18 protein-coding genes are annotated in these 23623 nt (G+C 58.8%); 9 read left to right on the top strand and 9 right to left on the bottom strand.

What is annotated here, in order from left to right:
* Positions 1-136 precede the first annotated feature (136 nt).
* Complete coding sequence (locus BH95_RS23365; protein ID WP_306427513.1) at positions 137-1273, top strand: glycosyltransferase; 1137 nt, start codon at positions 137-139, stop codon at positions 1271-1273.
* A gap of 1 nt (position 1274) precedes the next feature.
* On the opposite strand, the gene BH95_RS23360 is transcribed toward BH95_RS23365, so the two are convergent.
* From BH95_RS23360 to BH95_RS23335, 5 genes are all read right to left on the bottom strand, one after another.
* Positions 1275-2270 (bottom strand): glycosyltransferase family 2 protein, encoded by a 996-nt coding sequence (locus tag BH95_RS23360; RefSeq protein ID WP_037184441.1) that lies wholly within the window; start codon positions 2268-2270, stop codon positions 1275-1277.
* Positions 2267-4030 (bottom strand): glycosyltransferase, encoded by a 1764-nt coding sequence (locus BH95_RS28430; protein WP_080738089.1) that lies wholly within the window; start codon positions 4028-4030, stop codon positions 2267-2269. Before BH95_RS28430 ends, BH95_RS23360 begins: the two co-directional genes overlap by 4 nt.
* Complete coding sequence (locus BH95_RS23345) at positions 4027-5271, bottom strand: hypothetical protein (RefSeq protein WP_037158556.1); 1245 nt, start codon at positions 5269-5271, stop codon at positions 4027-4029. The genes BH95_RS28430 and BH95_RS23345 overlap by 4 nt, the downstream gene beginning before the upstream one ends.
* A complete protein-coding gene (locus BH95_RS23340; protein WP_167336914.1) occupies positions 5258-6508 on the bottom strand; it encodes a hypothetical protein in 1251 nt (416 codons plus the stop codon). Before BH95_RS23340 ends, BH95_RS23345 begins: the two co-directional genes overlap by 14 nt.
* 65 nt (positions 6509-6573) lie before the next feature.
* Positions 6574-7866 (bottom strand): glycosyltransferase, encoded by a 1293-nt coding sequence (locus tag BH95_RS23335; RefSeq protein ID WP_037184435.1) that lies wholly within the window; start codon positions 7864-7866, stop codon positions 6574-6576.
* A gap of 302 nt (positions 7867-8168) precedes the next feature.
* Between BH95_RS23335 and BH95_RS23330 the strand changes: the two genes are divergently transcribed.
* The 8 genes from BH95_RS23330 to BH95_RS28420 all read left to right on the top strand — a co-directional run bounded on the left by BH95_RS23330 (position 8169) and on the right by BH95_RS28420 (position 19481).
* On the top strand, positions 8169-10319 hold the full coding sequence (locus BH95_RS23330) for an acyltransferase family protein (RefSeq protein WP_037184432.1): 2151 nt from the start codon (positions 8169-8171) through the stop codon (positions 10317-10319).
* Positions 10316-11476, top strand: coding sequence for a hypothetical protein (locus BH95_RS23325; RefSeq protein ID WP_037184430.1), 1161 nt, complete (start codon positions 10316-10318; stop codon positions 11474-11476). Before BH95_RS23330 ends, BH95_RS23325 begins: the two co-directional genes overlap by 4 nt.
* 237 nt (positions 11477-11713) lie before the next feature.
* Positions 11714-13135 carry a polysaccharide biosynthesis tyrosine autokinase gene (locus tag BH95_RS23320; protein ID WP_094628599.1) on the top strand — a complete coding sequence of 474 codons (1422 nt, stop codon included), beginning with the start codon at positions 11714-11716 and terminating at the stop codon, positions 13133-13135.
* Positions 13132-14523, top strand: a complete 1392-nt coding sequence (locus tag BH95_RS23315; RefSeq protein WP_157773145.1) for an O-antigen ligase family protein — start codon at positions 13132-13134, stop codon at positions 14521-14523. Before BH95_RS23320 ends, BH95_RS23315 begins: the two co-directional genes overlap by 4 nt.
* 31 nt (positions 14524-14554) lie before the next feature.
* Positions 14555-15343, top strand: coding sequence for a hypothetical protein (locus BH95_RS28835; RefSeq protein WP_157773143.1), 789 nt, complete (start codon positions 14555-14557; stop codon positions 15341-15343).
* 20 nt (positions 15344-15363) lie between these two features.
* Positions 15364-16095 carry an SGNH/GDSL hydrolase family protein gene (locus BH95_RS28830; RefSeq protein WP_037184421.1) on the top strand — a complete coding sequence of 244 codons (732 nt, stop codon included), beginning with the start codon at positions 15364-15366 and terminating at the stop codon, positions 16093-16095.
* Positions 16096-16606: 511 nt separating this feature from the next.
* Positions 16607-17659, top strand: a complete 1053-nt coding sequence (locus BH95_RS23300; RefSeq protein ID WP_080738086.1) for an acyltransferase family protein — start codon at positions 16607-16609, stop codon at positions 17657-17659.
* Positions 17660-18173: 514 nt separating this feature from the next.
* Positions 18174-19481: an O-antigen ligase family protein gene (locus BH95_RS28420; RefSeq protein WP_157773141.1), complete on the top strand. Its 1308-nt coding sequence runs from the start codon at positions 18174-18176 to the stop codon at positions 19479-19481.
* A 74-nt stretch (positions 19482-19555) separates the two neighbouring features.
* On the opposite strand, the gene BH95_RS28415 is transcribed toward BH95_RS28420, so the two are convergent.
* From BH95_RS28415 to BH95_RS28825, 4 genes are all read right to left on the bottom strand, one after another.
* Entirely contained in the window at positions 19556-20812 is a 1257-nt protein-coding gene (locus BH95_RS28415) for an oligosaccharide flippase family protein (protein ID WP_244165163.1), read from the bottom strand.
* 65 nt (positions 20813-20877) lie between these two features.
* Positions 20878-21834 carry a glycosyltransferase family 2 protein gene (locus BH95_RS30020; RefSeq protein ID WP_080738083.1) on the bottom strand — a complete coding sequence of 319 codons (957 nt, stop codon included), beginning with the start codon at positions 21832-21834 and terminating at the stop codon, positions 20878-20880.
* The gene (locus BH95_RS28405) at positions 21831-22604 is read right to left on the bottom strand and encodes a WecB/TagA/CpsF family glycosyltransferase (RefSeq protein WP_080738082.1); all 774 of its coding nucleotides are present in this window, start codon (positions 22602-22604) and stop codon (positions 21831-21833) included. The genes BH95_RS30020 and BH95_RS28405 overlap by 4 nt, the downstream gene beginning before the upstream one ends.
* The gene (locus BH95_RS28825; RefSeq protein ID WP_157773139.1) at positions 22594-23523 is read right to left on the bottom strand and encodes a polysaccharide pyruvyl transferase family protein; all 930 of its coding nucleotides are present in this window, start codon (positions 23521-23523) and stop codon (positions 22594-22596) included. Before BH95_RS28825 ends, BH95_RS28405 begins: the two co-directional genes overlap by 11 nt.
* Between the last annotated feature and the right edge of the window lie 100 nt (positions 23524-23623).

The following is a 23623-nucleotide window of genomic DNA, read 5'->3' as shown; positions in this document are numbered from 1 at the left end:
ACTACATCCGAAAAGCCATAACCTGCGGGAGGATTCGTAGCTTACGTCCAGCAAATCCAATCGCTGTTGCGTAGCATCGGCCGTACAAGCCCGCCGGGCCAGGTCTGTCCGTTATCAACCAAGGCTCATTCGAAGAGTGGGGGCACCTTTGAGTCCGACGGTAGCGATTATCGGTACCCGCGGTTATCCGAGCTTCTACGGTGGATTCGAGACACTCGTTCGCCATCTTGCGCCTTATCTCGTTGAACATGGATGGGATGTCGTTGTCTACGGACGCGAAAGGTCACTCGACTGCAACCCGGCTCACAACGATCCCCGGGTGCGCTCGGTGGTCACGCCAGGGGTCGACAGCAAATCAGCGAGCACGCTGACCTACGGTTTCACATCGGTGCTTCATTCCGCGGCCACGAAGCCGGATGTCACCTTGGTGATGAACGTAGCGAATGGGTTCTGGTTACCGTTGCTGAGATTCAGAGGAATTCCTACCTTGGTCAACGTCGACGGCGTGGAGTGGGAGAGGGAGAAGTGGGGCCGCCTGGCCAAGGCAATCTTCTTCGTCGGGGGTCGACTCACCGCCAAGTTCGCAACGACCTTGATCTACGACTCGCGCGAGTTGGGTGTTCGCTGGCAGGAGCTGTCCGGTCGCGAGGGGGTGTTCATTCCTTACGGTGGCGATCCCCGCAGCGGGGAAGATCCACCCGACGATTTGCCGAAGCGGAAGTACGTGCTCATGGTTGCGCGGTTGGTACCGGAGAACAGCATCGGCCAGTTCCTGGAGGCGGTCGAACTCATCGGATCCCGTTGGGATGTCGTGATAGTCGGATCATCCGGGTATGGCGGTGAGATCGAACGACGCGTTGCGAACATTGTCGAGCGGAATCGAAACGTGCGCTGGTACGGTCACCTCAGCGACGACGCCAAGCTGTTCTCGCTGTGGGAGAACGCGGGTGCCTACTTTCACGGCCACAGCGTAGGTGGAACCAATCCTGCTCTGGTACAGGCGATGGCGTGCGGCGCACCGATCGTCGCTCGCGACACTGTGTACAACCGCGAGGTCCTCGGTGAGACCGCACTGTTCGTCCGGCCGGACGGTAGAAGTATCGCCGACGGCATCGACAGGATGATCAGCGACGTGGACCTGCAGCAATCACTGAGCGACAGCGCCGTGCAGCGCGCGAAAGACTTGTACACCTGGGACCGTGTGTGCCGCGATTATGACGACGCTCTTCGTTCTCACCTCGAGTCCAACGGAATGGCCGGCTCGCAGGAATGATTCACGCTGCTGTGTTGACGTAACTTAGTGTTCGCCCAGCTATCGCGCGAGAGTGCTCGAGAAATCGGCCTGCAGACACTCTGTGTGTCGGGGCATTCCGTCGATCCACTATCGATTGGATCAGGAAGACACAGGCACGCAGGCTCAGCCCACTGGACACGACGACGCCCCACCACAACCGCTGAGCTCGATTGCGTGCAAGGTCAGCTGCATAGAAATCGTAGAGGTTGATCACCCAGGCCGAGTTGGTGTGTGCCGCTTGTTCACTGTTGCTGCTACCCACGAGATGTTGTGCGGTCGCGGCAGGTTGGACCAGAACTTTACCTCCGGCCTTGCCTACACGCCAACAGAACTCGATGTCCTCGGCGTACATGAACCATCTCTCGCAGAGGCCGTCCATCCGACGCCATGTTTCTGCGTCGACCATCAAGCAGGCACCAGTCACCCAATCAGCCTCGAAGGGTGATGATTCGAGATCTTCGGACGGTAGACAGTAGTGTCCTTCCAGCCATTCACGCCCCTCGGCAAGCCTCGACAGACCGAAGTAATGGGTGAACATCCGCCACGACGTAGGCATCCTTCCGGCGGACACCACCCTGACGAGTCCGGAGGAATGCTCGATCATCGGCGCCACCACCCCGCCGCGGGTGCTCGGTACGGCGTCTCGGAGTACCCCTACAGACACGGAGTCGATCACCGCGTCAGGGTTGAGGAGCATGATGTTGTGACCACAGGCTACTGACGCCGCCCTGTTGACCGCCTTGGCGAACCCCAGGTTCTCTGCGCCTCGGATGACGTGGACCGTCGGAAAGCGTTCCAACACAACATCTACGGTCTCGTCGCTCGACGCGTTGTCGTAGACGATCACCTCGATCTCGATCGCTGTGTCACTGTCGATCGCTGTGCCACTGTCGACCACGAGTGCACCGAGACACGCCTCGATGACGTGGGCGCTGTTGTAGGTGACGATCACCGCCGACACGTCAGGCTGTGTCATCCGGGTTTCCTGCTCTTGATGAACTTGGCGGGAACACCCCCGTGTATCTCGTATGCCCCGACGTCCTTGGTCACCACCGAGCCGGCGCCGATGATGGCGCCCTCACCTATCGTCACTCCGCGCGTCACGACGCAACCCGCCCCGAGCCAGGTGTCCGCACCGATCACGGTAGGGGCTCGCAGGTAGCCCTGCCTGTTCATCGCGACGGTCGTATCCGCCGATCCATGATCCTCGCTGAAAATGGAGACGTGCGGCCCTATCAACACGTTCTCGCCGATCGTCACCCCGCCTTGACCCCAGATGACGTTGTACATCCCTACCGCGGTGCCCTTTCCGATGCTCACTCCCACACCGGGTTCCGAGATGACTCCCGACCCGTTGATGGACGACCCCCGACCGACGGTGACAGAGTCGCCGAAGATGATGCCGTGTGCGGAGTGCGCGTCGATGGAGACGCCGTCTCCGAAGACGACACCGCTGCCCACCTGAAGTTTGGCCGCGTTCTTCACCCGAACCCCGCGGCCTCGAAAGTGCACGGCGGGCCCTTTCAGGTAGGGCATGCCGAATACCTGCCCGCGGGCTGCCTGGACCATTCGGCTCCAGACGAAGCCGAGCAACGTTCCGGCTGCAAGGTCTTCGGGTAAGTGACGTTGTCGCAGACGCCAGTAGATCCTGTCGATGACGCTGTGCAGCATGGATTTTCTCCTCGTTGTCTGGACAGCGGTCCGCATTGTGGTGACGACGGAGGCCCAACTGTTGGGCTCGAAGTGCGGAGCCACGTCGGGTCGTGGTTCGTCGAGTATGCGTCGCATGCGGGCACCGATGGCACTTTGATCCGACGGATCCGCGTAGTCGACGTGCCCCGCGAGCACCTCACGAAAAACCGGAATGTCGCTGACAAGAACAGGTGCGCCGAAGTGCAGTGCTTCCAGGGGTGGCAGACCGTACCCCTCTCCGAGCGAGAGATACACGAACAGAGCTGTGTTGGTGTAGAGCCACGACAACTGCGACTCGCCCACGAAGCCTGTGTAGACGATGGATCCGTCCGAGACAGCGGCGGATATGACTGGGTCGGCTACGTCACCGGCTCCGTTTCGCTCACCGACCACGACGTACGGGAAGTCCGGGGTCACGATGCCCGCGGCGAGGGCGCTGCGAAGAGCCATCGCGAGGTTCTTGCGCACGTTCAGTCGGCCCACGGACAGCAGGAAGCCCTGTTCCCGCAGCTTCAGATCGACGGGTGCCGACACGTCTGCCCGCACCAGCGCCTGCGACAGACCCAGTCCGGTGGGCACGACCCCTTTGAGCGCAGGGTTATGGTGCTCGATCCGGGCGGCTTCGGTTCTCGATGACGTGAACAGCACGTTCGCCAGGCGTGCGTTACGGGGGTAGATGGACAGGTAAGCCAGCTCGAGCCTCGAGAACCATTCGGGATTGGACTGGAACAGAACATCGTGAAGGAAGACGGCCGACGTACCTAACAGAGGGGTGAAGTTCTGGGTCACGACACAGTCGAAACCGCGTCTGAACGAGAGCTCGACTCCGTTCTTGAGAGGATGCGTCGGCAGTCGCGTGCGGATCCAACTCAGACCTGCAGCGGTCAACTCGGCTACCTCGTCCGGTGACGGATCACGCGCCAGCGCAATAACCAACTCGTCGTCCTGGAACTCGGAGCCCCATGCCTCCACCAGGTCGTGAATGATCGTGATGCCGGCAGGCGGGCCTTCGAACCAGTGATAGGCGTCGAACAGGATTCTCATGCCTGGCCTTCCTGCAATGCGGATGGTTCCACGGGTCGCCCGACGCGAGGAAGGACGAGCAGCATCCCGGTGGAGATGATGACCCTCACTCCACTGGTCACGACCAAGGCCACGATGAGCCCTCCCGCCCCTCCGAGCGCCACACCGAGTCCCTGGAAGCCGACGTCGGCGAGAACGGATACGAGGCGGGCCCGGTGGATCACCACGGGCGTCATGAAGAATCGGCACCCGAGCAATGCTGCGTCGAACATCTGGGCGGACAGAATGGCAATGCCGACAGGCACGATGTAGGGCACTGCGGCGTTCGGCCCGAGTTCGGCGAACACCGTCGACAGGATTACGCCGCCGACTACACCGCACACCGCGAGGCCGACTGCGACGACGACGTTCCACTTCATGCACGCGGCGGCGGCGGCTCGCGGGCCTACCGCACTGATCCGCGCCACGTGCTTGAAGATCAAGGGCTGAAGACCTTGGATGACGACAAAGGCCGGCGCGAAGACGAGTGCGTACGCGAATCTGATTCCTGCGGTGGCCTCGTCGTCCTGAGCGAGATACAGCAGAAGCGTTGCAATCTGGCTTCCCACACCCAGATACAAGGCTTCCGCGGTCATGCGCCACGCGAACGCGATGCGGGATTCGAAGCCGATGTCAGTGGTTTCGTCACCGCAGAACGCGATGCCCACGGTCAGGATCAGAACCAACCCCACACACCACGTCGTGAGCAGGTAGGCAAAGCCTTGATCGAACACGAACGCGAGCGACCCGACTACGCCGAACACGACGTAGATTCCGCTCAACATCGCGGCTCTGACGTACCCGCCCCGAATGATGAGTACCTGCCTTGGCAGGTCGGACACCACCAGCAGAGCGGCCAGCGCGCCCAGCACTGCAGCTTGGCCGATGTCACCGCTGCGGCCGACCCAGCCGAACACGATCAGCCCGGCGACGGTGGCGAACAAGCATGCGCCTCGCCATGCCGACCATCGGTCGATCGACGTCTCCGGTGAAACACCGAATCGCGCCGCCGCGACCATCGCGGAGTTCACACCCCATGCCCGAGATGCGCCGACGGCGATGAATCCGATTGCGGCAGCGACGGACAGGGACGCGAACTGATCGACGGGGAGTGCGATGCCTGCTGCAAGATTGAGTGCGAAGAATCCGAGCGACCACATGCCCTGGTCGATCATGCGCAGCACGAAGACACTCTTCGTCGCCATCACGTCAGCGCGGGTCATGTGCCCACCAGTCTTCGGTGAGAGTGGCGCCCATTTCCGCGAACACTCGCTCGAAAAACGAATCGACGTTCATCAGATTCGAATCATCCACCACCGCAAGACAGATGGCGTTCTCCGAGCGCTCGGTGTAGATGTTGAGACCGAGGCCGTCGTCGAAGACACCGGAACAGTAGAGGTGCCGGACTCGTGTGCTGGACCACGGCAGATGTTCGAAGACCGGTGTTCCTTTGACGTGCGAGATCGTAACCTGACGGCCAGGGGTGAAGGGTCCCTTGTTCGACCGGTCCGGAACGAACGGTGGTGGCCGAAAATCACGAACCGCTCCGCGCACGATCGAGCCGAGAGGCGCCGCGGAATCCAATAGGCCTCGTAGTCGATCACTCACGAGTTGGCCGGACCAGCCGTCTTCACGAAGCCTACCGATACTCAACGCAGGCGCGAAGTTTCCGCTGACGAAGCGCTCGGTTCCGATATAACGCCTGCTGTCGACGGACATGTTGACGGCAAGATCGATCGACGGGTCGACCTCAGCGGCAACCGCACGGATGATCGCGACCGTGATGCCCTCGTTGATGGAGATGCGACGTCCGCCTTCGCCCAGTCGGTCCGCGAACTGCCGAGCCTCGCGCGCATCGATCACCTCGCACCTGGTCACACGCCAAGGAACCTCGGGAAGTGGGGCCGGACGGGGGAGGTTGGGCTGATGTTCCTTGAGTGAGGTCAGTGCGTGACGCAGCATGGACGGCCTGTACAGGCCGGTCCTGAACACGGCCGTGATCAAGGGGAGGAACGCTGCGCGTCTGTCTGTCTCGCGCACGGCGTCGGTACCGGTGATGGCGGCAATGATGTCGCCGATGTACGCGCTGCCTGATATCCCGTCGAACCACACATGCTGCGGCCGGAAGGCGACGTAGCTGTCGGTGAGCGTGATATCCATCGGGAACTCGCATGCCGGCCGAGCGTGCAGTTCGTAGCAGAGGTCACCCATGCTCTTGGCGTCGCTCCGTGAATACACCAGGCGGGCGTTTGCCGTCCGGTCTCCTCGGAGGGCACGGAAACTCGCTGTGCTCCTGTCGATTCGACGCAGGAGCATTCGACCGTTCCGGGAAGTAAGGAACGCCTCCAGCCTTGCATCGGCCGTTTGCGCGTCGGGTAGGTCGAAGGGTCCGTAGATCCGCAGCGATTGCAATTTGACGAAGGACACGTCGCGCGGAGCCATCAGTCTGGTCCGCGGCATCGGAACTCTGGGGACCGTGATCCTGCGGTACCAGGGCGGTGAGGGGACTCCTCCACTCGGAGTGCTCATGACGCTCCGACCCGACGGGTTGACCGATGCTCGATTCCTTCGTCCCACAGCTGTGCGGCGAGGTCGACGAAACGCGATGTACTCCAGACCGCCGACTCGCGTCGCGGCATCGCAGCAGCGTCCACGACGGCTGCTGCGATTTCTTCGCGGCTCGTACCCGCCCGAGCCTGCAGAGCGATCCCGGAGGTCCTTGCAAACTGCAAGACGGATGCCGCTCCGGTGCCGGTGAAGCACACGACGGGGAGTCCTTGCGACGTTGCTTCGCCCACGACCCCGCTGGCACCTTCTCGTCCGGAGGGGTGCAGGAGCACGCTCATTCCTGCCATCATTGCCAGCACCTCCGAGTGTTCGATACCGCCGTGGAACACCACGCGGCCCAGCACGCCCGTCCGCTCGCACTGGGCACGCAGGGCAGCAGCATGTGGGGTGCTCGTCTGTCCGACGATGTGCAGGGTCGCTGATGCAAGCGTCGGTGCGAGAAGGGCGTCGATTGCTATGTCGATCCGCTTACGCGCGATGAGGTGTCCCACGCACAGAATGTCCAGGCCCTCTCGACGGTCGACGCTACGGGCCGATTCGGCAGAGCGCGGAACCACTACATTCGGGAAGATGCGCGTCGGAGTTCCCGTCGATCCGAGCACGTCGACGACCGCCTCGTTCTGAGCCAACACCAGGTCACACCCACTCGCTGTGCGCCGTGCCGGCAATGCGATCAGAAGGTCCCGAAGCGCCTGCATACAGAATTGCCGCAGCGACGTCGCGGTCCGTGGACGGATGCGGAACACAGCGGCCACTCCTCCAGCACCGATCGGACCCCAGACCTTGAACACGTCTGCGGGTAATCGGGTTATCGGTGTGGACAACAGTTCGGTAGCGAAGACGACGTGGTGCGTATAGACAACGTTGTAGCGCCGTGCCAGTGACGGCATGCAGCGGCCGGCGAGACGCACCCAGATCTCGTGTTCGATGCGGGTGAAGCGTGGTTCGTGCCAGCGGAAGAACGAGGGCGCTCGGGGAATGTCGATGGCAACTACCTCGAATCGGTCGGCGAATCGGGCCGGAACCCGGCCGCGACAGGCGATCTCGGACCGACGGTTGGTGACGAGCACGACAACTGCGTCGACGGCTTCGGCGTGTTCGAGGGTTGCCAGCAAAAATTGCCATCCGACGCCCGGCTCGCTCGGCATGTCCGGGTGCACGACGAAGGCGGACACGACCACCGCATTGCGACCCGCCACCAGTCCCCCCTCGTCGATCCGGAAGACGAACAACATTTGCCGCCGATCCATACCGTAACTGTGAGGGGCACAAACGTCACCTCGATACGAGTTCGCGCGGGGTCGGAAATCGCATGGGCGTCAACGGAAGCGACGATTGGGAGGTTCGACAGCCACGATTCCGTCCTTCCGACCGTTATTCGATACCTTCTCCCGATGACCAGTCGATTTAATTCAGAAACACCCGCGCGCAGGGAATTTCGGGCAGCTAACAAGTCTCACGACTGGCAGGAATTGCAGGGCCATTGGGGTTAGAGTTCAGCAAATACCGTCCGGTCAGGTCAGCGACCGCTCGACTACCCACGAGGAACCGAATGACACTGCTTGCAGGGCGCGGGGGTCCGGAAGCGGAGACGACTCGAAGTCCGGACGTTCACACAGGGAACGCTTTCGGATACCGTGCCGATATACAGGGACTGCGCATGATTGCCGTTGTCCTGGTGGTCCTCGATCACCTTTTCGGCTGGCCCCATGGGGGTTTCATCGGTGTCGACGTCTTCTTCGTCATTTCGGGTTTTCTCATCACCGGACTCCTGCTTCGCGAGGGAAACCGCAGCGGTCGGGTTTCGATCTCCAACTTCTATCGTCGTCGAGCCCGTCGCATTCTTCCCGTATCGTTGCTCGTACTCGGCACTACGGTCACCGCCTCGTACGTGCTGCTCCTGACCAGCCGATTCGAAGACGTCGTCGGGGACGCCTGGTGGTCGCTCTTCTTCATGGTCAACTGGCATTTCGAAGCGGTCGGAACCGATTACTTCCAGTCCGCTCTGCCCCCGTCGCCACTGCAACATTATTGGTCGCTGGCGGTGGAGGAGCAGTTCTACCTGGTCTGGCCGCTCCTGATCGTCGCATTGTTGATGGCGACCAAACGTATTGTCCCGAGGTTGTCACTGGCAGTCCTGACGTGCGCATTCGCTGCGGCCATCGTTGCGTGTTCGTTCGCGTTGGCGTACCGCCAGAGCATCAGCGCACCGACTGTCGCATACTTCTCCACATTCACCAGGGCATGGGAACTCGGCGCAGGCGCTCTCGTCGCGGCCGGAGCATCGCTTCTCACCCGACTCCCCGGCATCATTCGAAATGCCATGGGCGCACTCGGCATTGTCGGAATTGTCGCATCCGCTTTCGTCATCGATCCCGCGTCTACGTTTCCTTCACCGACGGGTGCGCTGCCGATCGTATCGACGTGTCTGGTCTTGGCCGCGGGCATCGGCGTCAGTTCGGTCCGCTCCAATTGGATCTTGACGCTCCGACCCTTCGTGTACGTCGGGGCAATCTCCTACTCGCTGTACCTCTGGCACTGGCCCGTGATCGTCCTTCTCGAGTCGGTTCTGGCGCCGGGACTCGTGTACTACGTAACGGCCATTTCCTTGATGACCGTGCTGACGGTCGCTTCCTACCACCTCGTGGAGAAGCCGATACTGGGTTCGTCCTTCCTCGCGCCTGTCCGGCACGGCAGGGGCCGTAGGCGGAGCGCAGGCTCTCGCTCGAACCACGATGCACATGTGGTGGTTGTCGGTGCCCTGGGGGTTGTCCTCATCTTGTTGTCCATTGCCGTCTTCAACCAGCCCGCTCTAGTGGTATCGAGCGACGCAGCACCCCCAGTCCTAGCACCCGTCGCCGCGTCCGACGCTCGGGCCGAAGACCCGCTTCAGGTGGCAATCAAAGATGCCCTGTCCGCAACGGAGTTCCCATCGTTGAGTCCGCCGTTGGACGACATCGAGAGCGGCATTCCCGAGGAGATGAATCCGGACATGAAGTGTATCGACTCACCGGACATCAGCTTGGACCTGTGCAACTTCGGAGATCCTGCTGCTCCTCAGTCCGCGTTCGTGGTGGGAGACTCGGTCTCGATGTCGTGGATGCCCGCGATTCGCGGTGCGTTGGAACCCAACGGCTATCGCGTGCACGGTTTTGCAATGGCGAACTGCCCGTTCGTCGCTGCGGACATTCTCATCGAGGAAGATCCCGAGTACTCGCAGAAGTGCAACGACAGCCGCGACACCGTCGTAGAGCAGATAAACACTGCCAGGCCAACTCTGTTGATCATCTCGGACATGGAGTACGGCATCGAGCGACTGGTCGACGAACCAGGATCACCCCAGGCTTGGATGAAGGCACGGACAGGTCTGATCGATCAGGTGGCGGAAAGCGGCGCCCGCATCGTGATCCTTGCCCCGGATCCGTTCGGCAAGGCCGTCACCGAATGTGCGACGCGAGTGTCATCGCCGTCGGACTGCGTCAGCCCGATTTCACCCAACTGGACGACCAAACGAAACGCCGACGAAGCCGCAGCCAAGGCCACCGGAGCAACTTTCGTCGACACGAGGCCGTGGTTCTGCTTCCGATCGTCGTGCCCGATTTTCGTGTCCGGCATCGTCGTACGTTGGGACACAGGCCATATCACGTCCAACTACGGGCGGTACTTGATACCGCGCATGACCGAAGTCCTGCTCCCGTCATGATCACCCGCGCGCTGCCGGCAACCGTGGTCGCGACGGCCGTAATGGTGGCTGCGTTCCTGTTGATCCCGGCTCGCCATGCCGGCGCGCTGGATCCGTGGTTCGGAGTGGACAGCTCGGATGCGCTGCGGTACATCACGATGGCGAACGGTGGAGAGGTCGAGTACCCGTGGGGTGGGCGATGGTCGATACCGTGGATTTCCTCCCTGTTCGGAGATTCGGCGACGACGGTACTCAGAGTGCTCAACTACGTGTTCGCTTTCGCGGCAACGACTCTGATCACCTACAGCGCAGCCAAGCTGTCCGGCTCGTACCGCGCGGTGGCTGCAGCGTGGTTGTTCACTGCGACCGGCGCCGCCTACACCCTGCTTTTTCAGAACCCGTATCTCTTGGACTCGGCTGGATTGCTCGTCATCGCGCTGATCGGTTTCTGCTACCTCCGTCACCGAGACCTGCCCATGCTGGCCCTGATCCTCACCGGCGTGACGGTGAAGGAGGTAGTGATCGGCTTTCTAGTCCTTCTCCTCTTTCGGCGTCAGTGGGCCTTGTTCTCGATCGGCGCCGTGGCGTCGTGCGCACTCCTCGCGTACGGGATTCACAGTTCACCGCCCGGGTCGGCCCTGTTCCCCGAACCAGGGTTCGGCATCGTCGTCAAAGGTTGGTTCGGCTTCGGCGCCGGATGGGTGCTGATCCTCGCAGGTATCAGCTCTCTCGGTCTGTACATTGCTCGGTCGTCGCACAAATCGAAAGCAGTCCAGGAGCTACGCTCGAGTGGGCCAGCTCAGTACTTCGCGACGGTTGTCGTGATCGCGCTCGCGTCGTTGCCGTTGGCGACGGATACTTCTCGACTGCTGGTGTTCGCTCTGCCCGCCACACTCCCGATCACTGCCGTGGTGCTGTCGAAATGCACCCACCGCACGCTGCTGATTGCCTGCGGACTCGCTGTCCCGGCCGTGTTCGTGGTTCTTCCGACTCGTGTGTCCTTCGCCCTCAAGCCTGAAGTGCTGACACAACTCGAGGAGTGGTACGCCGCCAACATCGCTGCCATCTTCGTCGCGACCGTTCTGTCGACCGTCGGCGCGTGCATTGCCGCGCGCCCATTACTCGCTCGGTCACCGAGCCGAGTCGACGCGTTGAGCGATTTGGGAGTGACACAATGACCGAAACCGATCGCTTATCCGGTTTGCATCGACGCAATTCGTCGAATGTATTGAACACCCGTGAAATTGTCGTCACAAACCATTGTTCTGCAGAGGACGATATTCGCTTTTGTAGAAGTTTCCGTTGTGCCGCCAGTACATTGATCAAGCAGTCTCGAACACGTACGGCGGCGGCGTGTACATTACGCGGGCCGTCAGCTCTTTCGTTTCGGTCACCGTCGAGCGTGATCGCAGAAGATGAGGAGACAGCCAGTGGGCGTTCGTGAGTATGCGCTGGCCCTACGATCCCGGTGGTTGACGATCGTGGCGACCACGCTCGTCGGCGCTATCGCGGCCCTTCTGTATTCGCTGCTGGCCACGCCCGTGTACCAGGCATCGACTCGCTTCTTCGTATCCACAGCTGCGATATCAGCGAGCGACGTCTATCAGAGCAACCTCGCTTCACAGCAGCGTGTTGTCTCCTATACCGATCTGCTGTCCGGACGCGCCCTTTCGGAGCGCGTGATCGATCAGCTCGGCCTCGGGGTCAGTCCGAACGAACTGTCGGCGCAGATACTGGCGACGTCCAAGCCGAACTCGGTGCTGCTGGATGCCGCTGTCAACGACACGTCACCCGAACGTGCCCGTGACATCGCAAATTCCATCGGCGCACAGTTCCCTACGCTGGTGAGCGAACTCGAAACTCCATCGGACGGAGGCACGGCCAGCGCGACGGTCGCGGTCGCCGAACAGGCCGAGCTGCCGACGCAGCCGATCTCACCGAAGAAGGTGCGCAACGTCGCGCTCGGGATCACTGCCGGTTTCCTCCTCGGCGTCATCGGCGCGCTGATCCGCGACCGCTTCGACAACACCGTCAAGGACGCCGCCGTTCTGCAAGAGCTGACAGACAGCGTCCTGGTCGGCAACGTTCCGTACGACAAGCAGGTCAAGGACAATGCTCCGATCGACTTCGGCACGTCCACTGCACCCGTCGCAGAGGCCTACCGGGAACTGAGGATCAATCTCAAGTTCCTCGCCGTCGACAACCCCCCGCGGATGCTCCTCATCACCAGTGCTATTCCGGGAGAGGGCAAATCGACCACGGCGGTTAATCTGGCATTGTCGCTTGCCGAGATGGGCAATCGCGTCGTCATAGTCGACGCCGATCTTCGGCGTCCACGGATTGCCGATTACCTCGGCATCGTGCCCGCGGTCGGCGTCAGCTCGGTCATCTCACACGACGCCAAAGTCGACGAGGTTGTTCAGGCGTCGGGATACGAGAACGTGTGGGCCGTCGCAGCCGGGCCACCACCGCCGAATCCCAGTGAATTATTGGGTAGTTCAGCTGCGCAGTCACTGCTCAAAGACCTGCAGCGGGCATTCGACTATGTCGTCGTGGATTCCCCGCCGGTGCTACCGGTCACCGATGCCACCGTGCTTGCAACGCAGTGTGATGGCGCGATACTCGTGACGCGCTACGGGCACACGACCAAGGATGAAGTCTCCCGTGCCGCCGCGACTCTGGAGACCGTCGGCGCAGCGTTGCTCGGGGTCGTGATGACGGTGATACCGACGTCGAGCCGTCCGGGCTCGCGGTACGGATACGACGCGCCGCAACCGGCGCAGCCGCCCAAGGATGCCCCCGTCCCGACCGCCGCCGCACGCAAGCATCTTCGTTGACCGGCCGCCCCATGGCTCGGCGCTGGAGATCTTTGCCCGTCGAAGGGTCATTGCGGGAGCTGTTTGCGTTCGTTGCGATCGCATTCGTGGTCTCCTACGCGACTCTGGCCGAGACGTTTCTGGTCACTGTCGTCGCGTCCATCATCGTGGTGGGCGTAGCCGTCGCGGTGTCGCTGTCCGATATCCGATGGGCCTGGGCCCTGTACTTCTTGGCGATCTGCTCCAGCGGCCTTCAAACCACGGTTTCGGGCCTGACAGTGCGGCCGGAGTACTTCGCAGCACCGATTTTCGTTCTCGCTCTGTACGCCCACTCGCGACGCGACGGCACCTCGGCGGCTCGCCGTCCGGTGCCCGGGGGCGTGTACATAGGCGCGGCGGGCCTGGTGGCAACAGGTCTCTTGTCGAGTCTGCTGGTTGCCCCCGAGGCCGGCGCGAGCTTGCGGATGGGCGTGCAGTTGATCGTTGCGCTACTGGCCATGATTCCACTGGCATCGGTGAACATCGATATCAGGACGACCATCTTGTGGGGCTCCGTCATTCTCTGCACGATCTCCGTCGCGAGCATCCTGTACTTCCTCGTCGATCCCTCACGCCGGGTCAGCGGACTGGCTTTCGAATACAACATCATGGGCAGTCTGTGTGTCGGCTGGATCGGAGTGCTGTACTACTTTGCCGACGACGCCAAGGTGGTCACACGGCAAGTCTTTGCGATGTCGGTCCCGATCGTGATCGCGCTGATCCTCACCTCGACCCGTGCTGCCTGGGTTGCCCTGGGATTCATCCTGCTTTTCTGGGCTGCGCGCAACGTGACGAAACAGCCTGTCACAGTATTCAGTTCATTGCTCGCGGCCGCGCTTGCTGCCTTCTACCTGCAAGAAATCTACTACTCGGTCGGCGACCAGGACACATTCCTGTGGCGAGTGGTCCATGTCGTGGACATTCAGACAGGAACCGGCGCTTACCGGGTGCAGCTGTGGAACGACGCGCTCACTCAGATTGCGACACGAGATTGGGGCGTGCTGTTCGGAACCGGGTTGAACTCGTTCCCCCAGTTCAATCCGGTAGATCCCACCTTCGTCGCTGCGGCGTACCTGAGCTCGATGTGGCTGGCCGTTCTCTACGACGTCGGAATCGTTGGCACCATCTTCTTCCTGGTCCTCGCCACCAGCCTGTTCCTGGCAGTGAAGAACAAGTGGCGGGCAGTTCCTCTCTTCGTCGCACTTGCCGTCTGCACGTCGATCACCAACATCATCTGGTTCGCATTTCCCTGGACTCTCATAGCGCTCGTCGTCAATGCATCTCTCGTGGGGACAACTGTGCCTCTGCGAAAATCGAAGCGATCTGCTCGCGGTGCCCACCGTCGCCGGCACAGGCTGGTCCCGTCGTGAACACGTGCTCCCTTGCAAGGAGGTCTCCACAGTGACCCGGAATGTTCGGTGGGCGGCAGCATGTGTCGCCCTCCTTGCTGCCGCCGCGATGCCGGGATGCAGCACTGCGTCCGACGATTATCAGTCGACGACGGCAGCGACTTCTACCGCTGAACCGACGCAAACCTTCGCCTCTCGTCTCGCCGCAACCGACGCCCCGCTCGATATCTATCTCGTGGGAGACGGTACGGGCGCGTCGCTGGGCGGCTGGGTCTACCTGACGATTCAGTCCCTCGCGCAGACGTCGGGGCGTCCCGCCGATATCCGCGAATGGGACGTACTGGCGGGCGAGGGATACATCGAACCCGCTATTCATGTGGCCGACGGCGCCGGGCAGCCCATCACATTGTGGAACGCCTCGGTCTCCCGCAACATCGACTTCATCAACGACGTGCTGCCCCAGATGCGACCACCTGCCGAGATCGACCTGGTGCTGGTGAACAACGGGCTCGACATCGGACCGGCCATGCTCGCCCAGGAGTCGATACCTCTGATGCGTGTCCTCCGAGACCAGAATCCGGGGGCATCTGTCGTCTCGATCCTGCAGCCCGCACCAAGTCAGCCCGAAGCTCAGAGCGATCAGCAACGCGCCAATACCCGGGACCTGGACATATCGAGCCGGAAGAACGAGTTTCAGACCATCGACGTGGCGACGGCCCTGAGCGAAGCACCCGACGTGTACGACGGCGTGGACCGCTATGCGAATACGGAAGGCCAGCGCATCTGGGCATCGGTGGTCGCCGACAGCCTGACCTCCGACATCACGGTGCCAAGCCAATAGCGTCGAGCGACCGGGGGGACATGAACAGCAGCGAAGATCTTCCGAAGCGCCGGACCAGGCGACGACCGAGCGTCGTCGCCTGCGTGTTGGTGTCGTTGCTCGTGTTGATCGTCAGCGGCATCGCCGGCTGGTCGATCGGCTCGATGTACGAACATCTGGGTCAGGGCAATGGCCCGTCTGCCGGGGTACCGGACGTTCCCACGTCCGTGCCCGTGGTGGCGTTCATCGGTGATTCCTACGGTCAGGGAATCGGCGCGTCCTCAGCCGGCACGCGGTGGACCACGTTGGCATCGGCGGCCCTGGGATGGTCGGAAATGAACCTTGCCGTCGGTGGCACCGGTTACACGACCTCTTATCTGGGACAACCAACGGATTACGCGACCAAGGTCGAGTCGGTCCGCGCGGCACAACCCGACATCATCGTGGTCTCCGGGGGTAGGAACGATCACCTCACCAGCGGCCCGCCCGAGATCGGCATGGCAGCCGCAGCGCTGTACGGGCAATTACGCTCGGCAGCCCCAGACGCCGAGCTTGTAGTGGTCAGCCCGATCTGGGAGGCGACGGACATCCCAGCGGAGTTCGCCGCAATCATCGACAGCATACGACGAGCTGCCGAGGGTGCGTCGGTGAAATACCTGGACATCGGTGAACCGTTGTCCGGTCACCCGGACCTGGTGGTGGCAGACGGCTTGCACCCCAACGACGCCGGCCACCACAAGATCGCCGAGCACGTAGTCGCCGTCGTGGGCTGAGCTCATCGGGTGATTCGGATCTCGTTCGGACCCAGAAAGCGACTTCGAGCTTGATCAATCCGATTTTCCAGACCACTCTAATCGCCATGTGGCTGATGAAACAGCTCGCAAGACTGGTTTTGATGAACCAACTACGGCGAGCAGAAAAACGCGAATGTGTATGCATGGCTTGCTGTTACTGTAGGTAGGCTAACGAAGCCACAGTCCTACCAATATGCACCCACAGACTGGTCGCTCACTCTAGAGAAGCCCAAATATGCACGGCGACCACGCGCATGGGTTCTGCCTGAGCGTGTTGCGCGTACAAGTTGTCTGGCGCCTAGAGCGCAGCAGATGTAGTTTGTCTTATGCACGGTGACGGTCATTCGAGCGACGGAGCAAGTCGGCAAAACACCGGTCTGTACGGCAAACTCTCTGCTATGAATCAGGCTGACCTGAAGTTTGCTCTCTTCGCGGGTGCGCTCGCATCCGTTCTCCTCGCAGTCCTCGTCATGACCGGCGAATTCGACCTATGACCGACTTTCCGCGAACTCAAGCCCGGCGCAGCGCACCTAAAGACACTGCAATCGAGTCACTTCGTGGCCTTGCCGTGGTGCTCATGGTCGCCGGCCATGTAATCGGTTCCGGCGCGAACAGAGGAATGCAAGTCGCCGACGACTCAGTCTGGCGCCTCTTCTACCTGGGATTAGCCGACATACGCATGCCATTGTTTACCGTACTGTCAGGACTCGTTTACGGTCTGCGCCCGATTACTCGGCGAGGCGACTACAGCGGGCTAGTACGAGGAAAGATCCGTCGCCTCATTCTTCCTCTCCTCACAGTTGGCGCCCTGCTCGTTGTGCTGCAGATGGCTGTCCCCGCAGCAAACTCCGAACGTGCCCCGTCGGAGGCCTGGAAGGTCTGGGTGTACGGCGAAGAGCACCTGTGGTTTCTCGAAGCGGTGTTCCTGATCTTTCTGACTGTCGCCGCACTGGACTACTTCGCCGTCCTATCTACACGCTACGGTTGGGCCGCTTGCACCGCCTGCGCACTAGTAGCTTTCGTTGTCGTCCGGCTGCCCGACTCTCTCGACTTCTTCTCGATCAATGGATACATCCGCCTGCTACCATTTTTCCTGATCGGCTACGGCATGCAGCGATTTGGACTCTTCACAGTTACCCGCTGGAGGGCTGTGGCCGCCGTCGGGCTGTTCGCCGCCGTATACGCCCTGCGTTTGACGACAATTCTTGGTAGTTGGGAGCTGCCCGAATTGGTTCAACGTGTGGCCAGTCTCGCCGTGGGGGTCCTCGGCGTCACTTTGATCTATTCAGCACGTCGTGTGATCGAACAGCGACCGTTGGCGTGGCTCGGCGCATTCTCGTTTGGGATCTACCTCCTGCACGTCTTCGGAGCTGCCGCCACGCGTATCGCACTCGGACAGGCAGGCGTTCAACAGGATGTGATCATCTTCGTCGTGTGCCTCGCCGCAGGCGTTGGCCTACCCGTGATCTTCCAGAAAATCTTCGGTGCATGGAACCCAGTACGCGTGTTGGTACTCGGAGAGACACCCCTTCGGGACCAGTGACATCCAAAATAAGCCAATAGGATCTTAGTCGGTGCGCACTGGTCAAAATCAAAACGCGTCCTGCTATACCCCTCGAAGCACCGGACCGAAACCCGCACGGGTGTGCTTATCCGCCTCTGCTGAACCTTGCCTCGACTACTAACACCAAGTAAACACGTCACCCCATCCCGCACATTCGACGAACCGACTGATCAGGGCCGCACTCGACCATCACACCGCTGCATACCCCCCCCGAAAAAAAACTTCCAGTCAGTTCTGTCTATGGAAGTAACCCGCACCGAACCCGATTTCGTCACCCTTACGAGTTTCAATGACCGAGAAACCCGTGCTACACAGTTTTGGGCCCCTTATAACGACTTGGCTCGTGCTGGCACCGGCCGCGCCACCCAACCAGGCACTAAGGCGCAGGTGCGAAACAAGGCCAACTTCGTCATACTTGGAAACAGATTGCTGCCGACGCTTTATGACCCCTGCACGTGCAGCCTCACCGCGATCGAGAGTCGAGAATCAAAGCATGGCTGTAACGCAACAGCGACAGGCCGATACAGAACCCCACGACGGCCTAAAGTTCGTCCGACTGTGCTTCTACCACGTCTACATTGCTTGCACACTCGGATTAAGCACGGTGTTGTTGATACCGAGGTCACAATCCGGAGCGGTCGCAGGGGGAGGCGCCATATTCCAAGCAAGCTGGGTTTTCCTTCTCGGCCTTACCGTCGTCACACTGATAACAATCCGCCGGCACTTCGGCCCGAACTTTTTCTTCGCATTCATGATGTGCGCCTACGTAACATCATCGGCAATCTGGTCAGTCAATCCGTCGTCAACTTTGACCTATGGGGCACTGTTCGCAGGAAATATACTTGTTGCATATGCTATCACCACCGAGTACAGCATTGACCAGATAATCCGCTACATATCGCGAATAATTTTAGTGCTGACAGTACTTGGGCTGGCCGCATACGCGGCAAGATTATCCTTTACCTTTTACTTCGACCACCAATCACGGGCGAATCTACTCGGAATCCAGCCTCTCCGTGGACTATTTCCGCACAAAATCACAGGCGGACTCTACGCCGTAATGGGCGCAATACTCGCATTGAAGCTCTATCGAGGCCCCCTGCGTCTAGCGGCAGTATCCCTCTATGCATTATTCGTAATACTTTCCGGGTCCGCATCTGCACTAATACTGGGATGCACCGCCATGCTAATATATTTCGTTGTTAATTTCGCAGTGCGGCGAAAAATTCGAAGCGGTATGTTCGCCCTGCTATTTGGCACCGCGGCATGCGTCACCTCCATCACCGTATACTTAAATCAATCTTCGATTCTTGATTTATTGGGCCGCGACAGCACCCTAACTGGCCGAACGTCACTTTGGCAATACGGCTTAGATGAGTGGCAAAAACACCCTATTCTAGGGTGGGGTTTCAACGGATACTTTAGTTCAGACTACGCACAGTACCTGCGGCACATCAGCGCGTTCCAAAACTACAACGTCCCGCACTTCCACCAATCATACATTCAAACCATGGTCGACCTGGGGTTAGTCGGACTCATTTTGTTAGTAATAATGCTGTCGTACATTCTTTACTTCAGTTACAAATGGGCACTACAAGACACTTCAGGTGCCGGTTGCGCGACATTCACATTAGCCTCATCAATTGCAGTAGCAGGATTTGCAATTTTTGTCGTATTCGAGTACAACCACTTTGCAACTGTCATCCTATTCATCATGTACTTTGGCCTGCGACGCAGATTCGCAAAACAACCAAACAATTCATCTGCGACGCACATGCTTACCAGAATCGGCCAAAAATGAGAACTTAAGATCATCACCGGATTTCGAATACATACAATCCTTCGTATTCACTTAGAAGCGAATTAAAAGACTAATCATTTAACAATGGAGAATGGCCACAAGAAGTCACGTACCGAGGTTTTGTAGACCTTCCGACACTTGGCAATGTACATCGCTAAGAGTAAATATTGACCTACGATCAGCCCGACACAGCCGCCTACCGGACCAACAATCGGAACCAAAACGACCGCCCCTATGCAGTTAACTATCAGACCTGCGACCACAAGTGCAGATCCAAACGACGCGCGACCCATTCCGGCCAGGCTGGGGTAAATAACCTTACATGCCGCAGTTGCTGGCATTGAGATGGCTAATACCTGTAGCAACAGAACCGCTTCTGAATATTGACTGCCAACTACCACCCGAAGCAAAAACGGGGCAAATAGCGCGAGCGCTACTGACGCCAGCACGAATAACCAAAAAAGAGTAGCAGCTAAGTGCGCAGTCTCCACTATTGTAGCCTTCTGGTTCAAACCGTTTCGTGCGGAATTTGAGAAAAGCACCATTCCCAACGCGGAGGCGATCTCAAGAAATATTTCACATACACGGATAGCTGCAAAGTACTGCCCTGCAGCACCGGATCCGTCGAAGTACTCGATTACAAACATCGAGATACGATATGACAGCATGATTGCGAAGAGATTGAACGCAAATACTATTCCATACCTAAGCATATTAAAAAATCTACCAACTTGGAATCTCAATCTTGATTGACGGCTGAACGCCAATAGAAAGAGAACCGGGAAAGCTACCACACCTGCTACCGACTGTATCCAGACGGTAGCTTCGAAGGTAACTGCGGAAAAAATGAATAATAGCAAAACTGAGACCGACACCAAAAGATGGGGCGCGGCTTCACTAAAGGTAAACGAACGAATCCGCCCCGTTCCGAGAAAGACTCCCTGCAGGAGATTCAAACTAAGCGACGATAACACACCAACCGCGATAACTCCGATACCCAAAATAACACTAAACCCCGGTAATCGGTTTGCATACAATAGGCTAAGAATTGCTGCGGACGGCAACGCTAGGATGGGCAGAACGCACAACGTCAGGCCAAGCACCTCGCCTACGCTGATCTTCCCGCGGGCAATCTCATACGCAAACGATTGGCGAAGCCCAAGGCTACCCAGGGCCCCGACTAGTGCAAAAGCTGATGTTAGAATTCCAAACCACCCAAACTCAGATGGCGACAGCGACCGGACCAGAATTATCAGGGACAGAAATTGAACAGCACGAATAAGCGTTCGACCGCTGAGAACGGTTAAGGCCTGACCTAAAATTTTCTTCACGATCTGCAACCGGGTTCGTTCAAAATGGAATCATTTCCCTAGAGGATCTGCAACTAGCTGGCTTTCTATGGACTCTGTTTATCTGGGCCGAGTACTACACGAGAAGCGGTGTTCTTAGCCCTCTGTCGAACCCCCAGATATAATCCCGAAAGAGCGACGACAAGTGCAGGCCACCGCAGGCCAGACCAACGCTCACGCATTAGCCCAAATGCTTGCGCTACCTGCCGACCACTCTGCGTAGCGAATGCGCCTCGTAGAAGAATCGCACCGACAAAGTCGGCATAGGCCACATTGTCCATGTCCTCAGCATGCCGCTTTAGAAATCGCAAAGATGAGTCGGGGTCGTATTGCTTTGAGACCGACCCCACGGACGCCTGCGCCACGTGGACCAGTGGCTCGTTGAGAAAGACACTCCTTACATCAGAGCGCTTTTCAAGACGCAGGGCGTAATCCCAGTCTTGATGCTTTCGCAGCGTGCTGTCCCAACCACATGTCCGTGCCACCTCAGAACTGACGATGAAACTACTGGATTGAACAAGGCTGTAACCGAAACGAAGACCTGGCCTGCGCACCATGTACGAGGCCAGGGACTCAACCTCTGGATTGTATGGAACTCCTGGCAAGCGTCTTAGATCAGACGCGCTATGGAACCACGCAGATCCAAAGCAGAAATTCGCCCCGGCGCCCCGCATTACCGCTACCTGGGCTGCAAGCTTGGTCGGCTCCCACCAATCATCGTCGTCAAGAAACGCTATAAAGTCGCCTGAGCCCATTCTCGCTCCCTCATTGCGCGCGGCTGCGCCGCCATGGCCCCTATTTGGAACGACACTGGCACTATGTCCGACCATATTTACGACAGTTTCGTACATATCAGGTCGATCAACTACCACAATTATTTGTGTGTCGACGTCTTTTTGCTTGGCGGCACTCAAAACTGCACGCGATACCTCCGGACGCCCGATCGTCGGAATGACAACGGTGATTTGTACGCGGTTGGTTTTACCGTCTTCTGCACTAATCATCTAGATTTTCCTCTGCGCGCAACTAGAACTGCAAGAAAGATTGGCTCGACAAGGTATCGAAAGAATAACCGGCGCGGGTCGCGGACTAGCCGGAAAAGCCACTCCAACCCCAGATCTCCAAGAAATCGAGGCGGCATTTTTTGAAATCCGCTTAACTGATCGATGGCGCCACCGACGGTAGCGTACACCGATTCAGGCAGGAGACCATAGTACGTGTCCAAAATAATTTCTTGTTTGGGCATTCCGAGCCCCAGAAGCACAAGATCGGGGCGAAACTGAGAAAGTTCTTCGAATTCGCTGATTATCAATTTCGTTAAACCCTCATACCCATCCCAGCCTCGGACAAGTACTTTCGGCATTGTTCTAGAAAACCGTTCTTGGAGTGCAAGGTTCGAAGCAGGTGACGCTCCTATTATCGCAATCTTTTTGATTTTACTTGGCTGAGCGTCTTCTAACTCAATGATCCAGTCGCACGATCCGACTCGAGGGACTGAGCGTTCCTTGTCTTTTCTTCCACCGAGACGCATAAGTAAGGTTAGGGGAAAACCGTCAATCAGCACCACGTCCGCAGATTGGAAGCTTCGCTTGAAATCGCTATTCGTATATGACAGATACACGCTATGGAGATTATGATTGAGAAGTCGTCTCTTTCCGCTGGAAGAGGATAGCCAGTTCACAATTTGCGTCGCGCTACCGGGAGTTACATCGACGCCCAAAACTGGCACTAGGCGGTGTATAAAATTCTGTTCTTGTTCCGGGCTAGTTTTCATGATTTTTCCTGATTGAAATCTCAGTTACCAATCCACTCTTATTTCCGTCTCTGTGCTCAAGCTCCTTAATCTGGCGCACGGAAGTACTGACATGGCGTGATAAATCCGCCACGACAGCCGACGCATTCGCAAGCGCCTCGGCGCTCTCATTTCGCTGAGGCACTACGGCGTTAAAGTCCAATGAATCTTCTGTCGGATTTGAAAGTATCATGGTCGTAAGTCCGAAATATTCGAGATGCGTCCGGACCTTGTGCTCATCATCGGAGCTTATACATATGGCTTGTGCACCTTCTGTAAGCCCAATTATGAGCGCGTGGATTCGATTGCTGCACACGAATCGTGACTTCTTTAAAAGGTCTCGGACGATTATTTCCTGTTCAAGGTGAGGAGTAGTCGAAGCCCACGCTATGTACTCCCACCCTTGGTCCTTGGCCAGTCTTTGCATCGCGACTTGATCGCGTCGAACCTGGCAGTAGACTATTACTTTCAGTTCATACCGCTCAGCCATCTCACGTATCCGTTTGATTGCGTATTCGTCGAATGCATGCCTACGATCTGATCTGTAGGTGACTGCGAGCAGCGTTCGGCGGTACCCATCTTTATCCTCAGATGGTTTCTCGATTGCCCAGTCAGGCACGAGTCTTCCGCCGCCAAATTCGTCGCGAGATGCAACGTCTCTCCAGCTACCTATTGAGGTAGCTAAGTTGGCGACCCGCACCGCTAGTTTTGCCAGAACTGCGATTGGTTGTGTAACGCGATTATCGAGCGCTGTACCTGTCCGCACGACCGCCCCGCCGCGTAAACGAATGATCGCCGCGGGCACCCACAACGACATATAAGCAACCGTGGTTTTTAAGTTAAGCTGCACTTCGCCCGGATTAAAGACCAGGACCGGCGGTCGACGCTGCAGTGTGTTCATGACCATAGCTAATAGCCATACCGTTTTACTCGTGTAAACATGTGCATCTACCGGGATTCCGAGGCCTTTGATAAAGCCCGCAGATGCGGAACCTACGTAG

The organism is Rhodococcoides fascians A44A (assembly GCF_000760735.1).
GTDB classification, from domain to species: Bacteria; Actinomycetota; Actinomycetes; order Mycobacteriales; family Mycobacteriaceae; genus Rhodococcoides; species Rhodococcoides fascians_E.
This window is presented reverse-complemented; position numbering and strand designations above follow the sequence as displayed.

What these genes read in the sequence shown, in the direction of transcription:
- BH95_RS23360 (WP_037184441.1), bottom strand. Translation starts at nt 2,270, where the DNA reads ATGACACAGCCTGACGTGTCGGCGGTGATCGTCACCTACAACAGCGCC.
- BH95_RS28430 (WP_080738089.1), bottom strand. Translation starts at nt 4,030, where the DNA reads ATGAGAATCCTGTTCGACGCCTATCACTGGTTCGAAGGCCCGCCTGCC.
- BH95_RS23345 (WP_037158556.1), bottom strand. Translation starts at nt 5,271, where the DNA reads ATGACCCGCGCTGACGTGATGGCGACGAAGAGTGTCTTCGTGCTGCGC.
- BH95_RS23340 (WP_167336914.1), bottom strand. Translation starts at nt 6,508, where the DNA reads ATGCCGCGGACCAGACTGATGGCTCCGCGCGACGTGTCCTTCGTCAAA.
- BH95_RS23335 (WP_037184435.1), bottom strand. Translation starts at nt 7,866, where the DNA reads ATGGATCGGCGGCAAATGTTGTTCGTCTTCCGGATCGACGAGGGGGGA.
- BH95_RS23330 (WP_037184432.1), top strand. Translation starts at nt 8,169, where the DNA reads ATGACACTGCTTGCAGGGCGCGGGGGTCCGGAAGCGGAGACGACTCGA.
- BH95_RS23325 (WP_037184430.1), top strand. Translation starts at nt 10,316, where the DNA reads ATGATCACCCGCGCGCTGCCGGCAACCGTGGTCGCGACGGCCGTAATG.
- BH95_RS23320 (WP_094628599.1), top strand. Translation starts at nt 11,714, where the DNA reads ATGAGGAGACAGCCAGTGGGCGTTCGTGAGTATGCGCTGGCCCTACGA.
- BH95_RS28830 (WP_037184421.1), top strand. Translation starts at nt 15,364, where the DNA reads ATGAACAGCAGCGAAGATCTTCCGAAGCGCCGGACCAGGCGACGACCG.
- BH95_RS23300 (WP_080738086.1), top strand. Translation starts at nt 16,607, where the DNA reads ATGACCGACTTTCCGCGAACTCAAGCCCGGCGCAGCGCACCTAAAGAC.
- BH95_RS28420 (WP_157773141.1), top strand. Translation starts at nt 18,174, where the DNA reads ATGGCTGTAACGCAACAGCGACAGGCCGATACAGAACCCCACGACGGC.
- BH95_RS30020 (WP_080738083.1), bottom strand. Translation starts at nt 21,834, where the DNA reads ATGATTAGTGCAGAAGACGGTAAAACCAACCGCGTACAAATCACCGTT.
- BH95_RS28405 (WP_080738082.1), bottom strand. Translation starts at nt 22,604, where the DNA reads ATGAAAACTAGCCCGGAACAAGAACAGAATTTTATACACCGCCTAGTG.
- BH95_RS28825 (WP_157773139.1), bottom strand. Translation starts at nt 23,523, where the DNA reads ATGAACACACTGCAGCGTCGACCGCCGGTCCTGGTCTTTAATCCGGGC.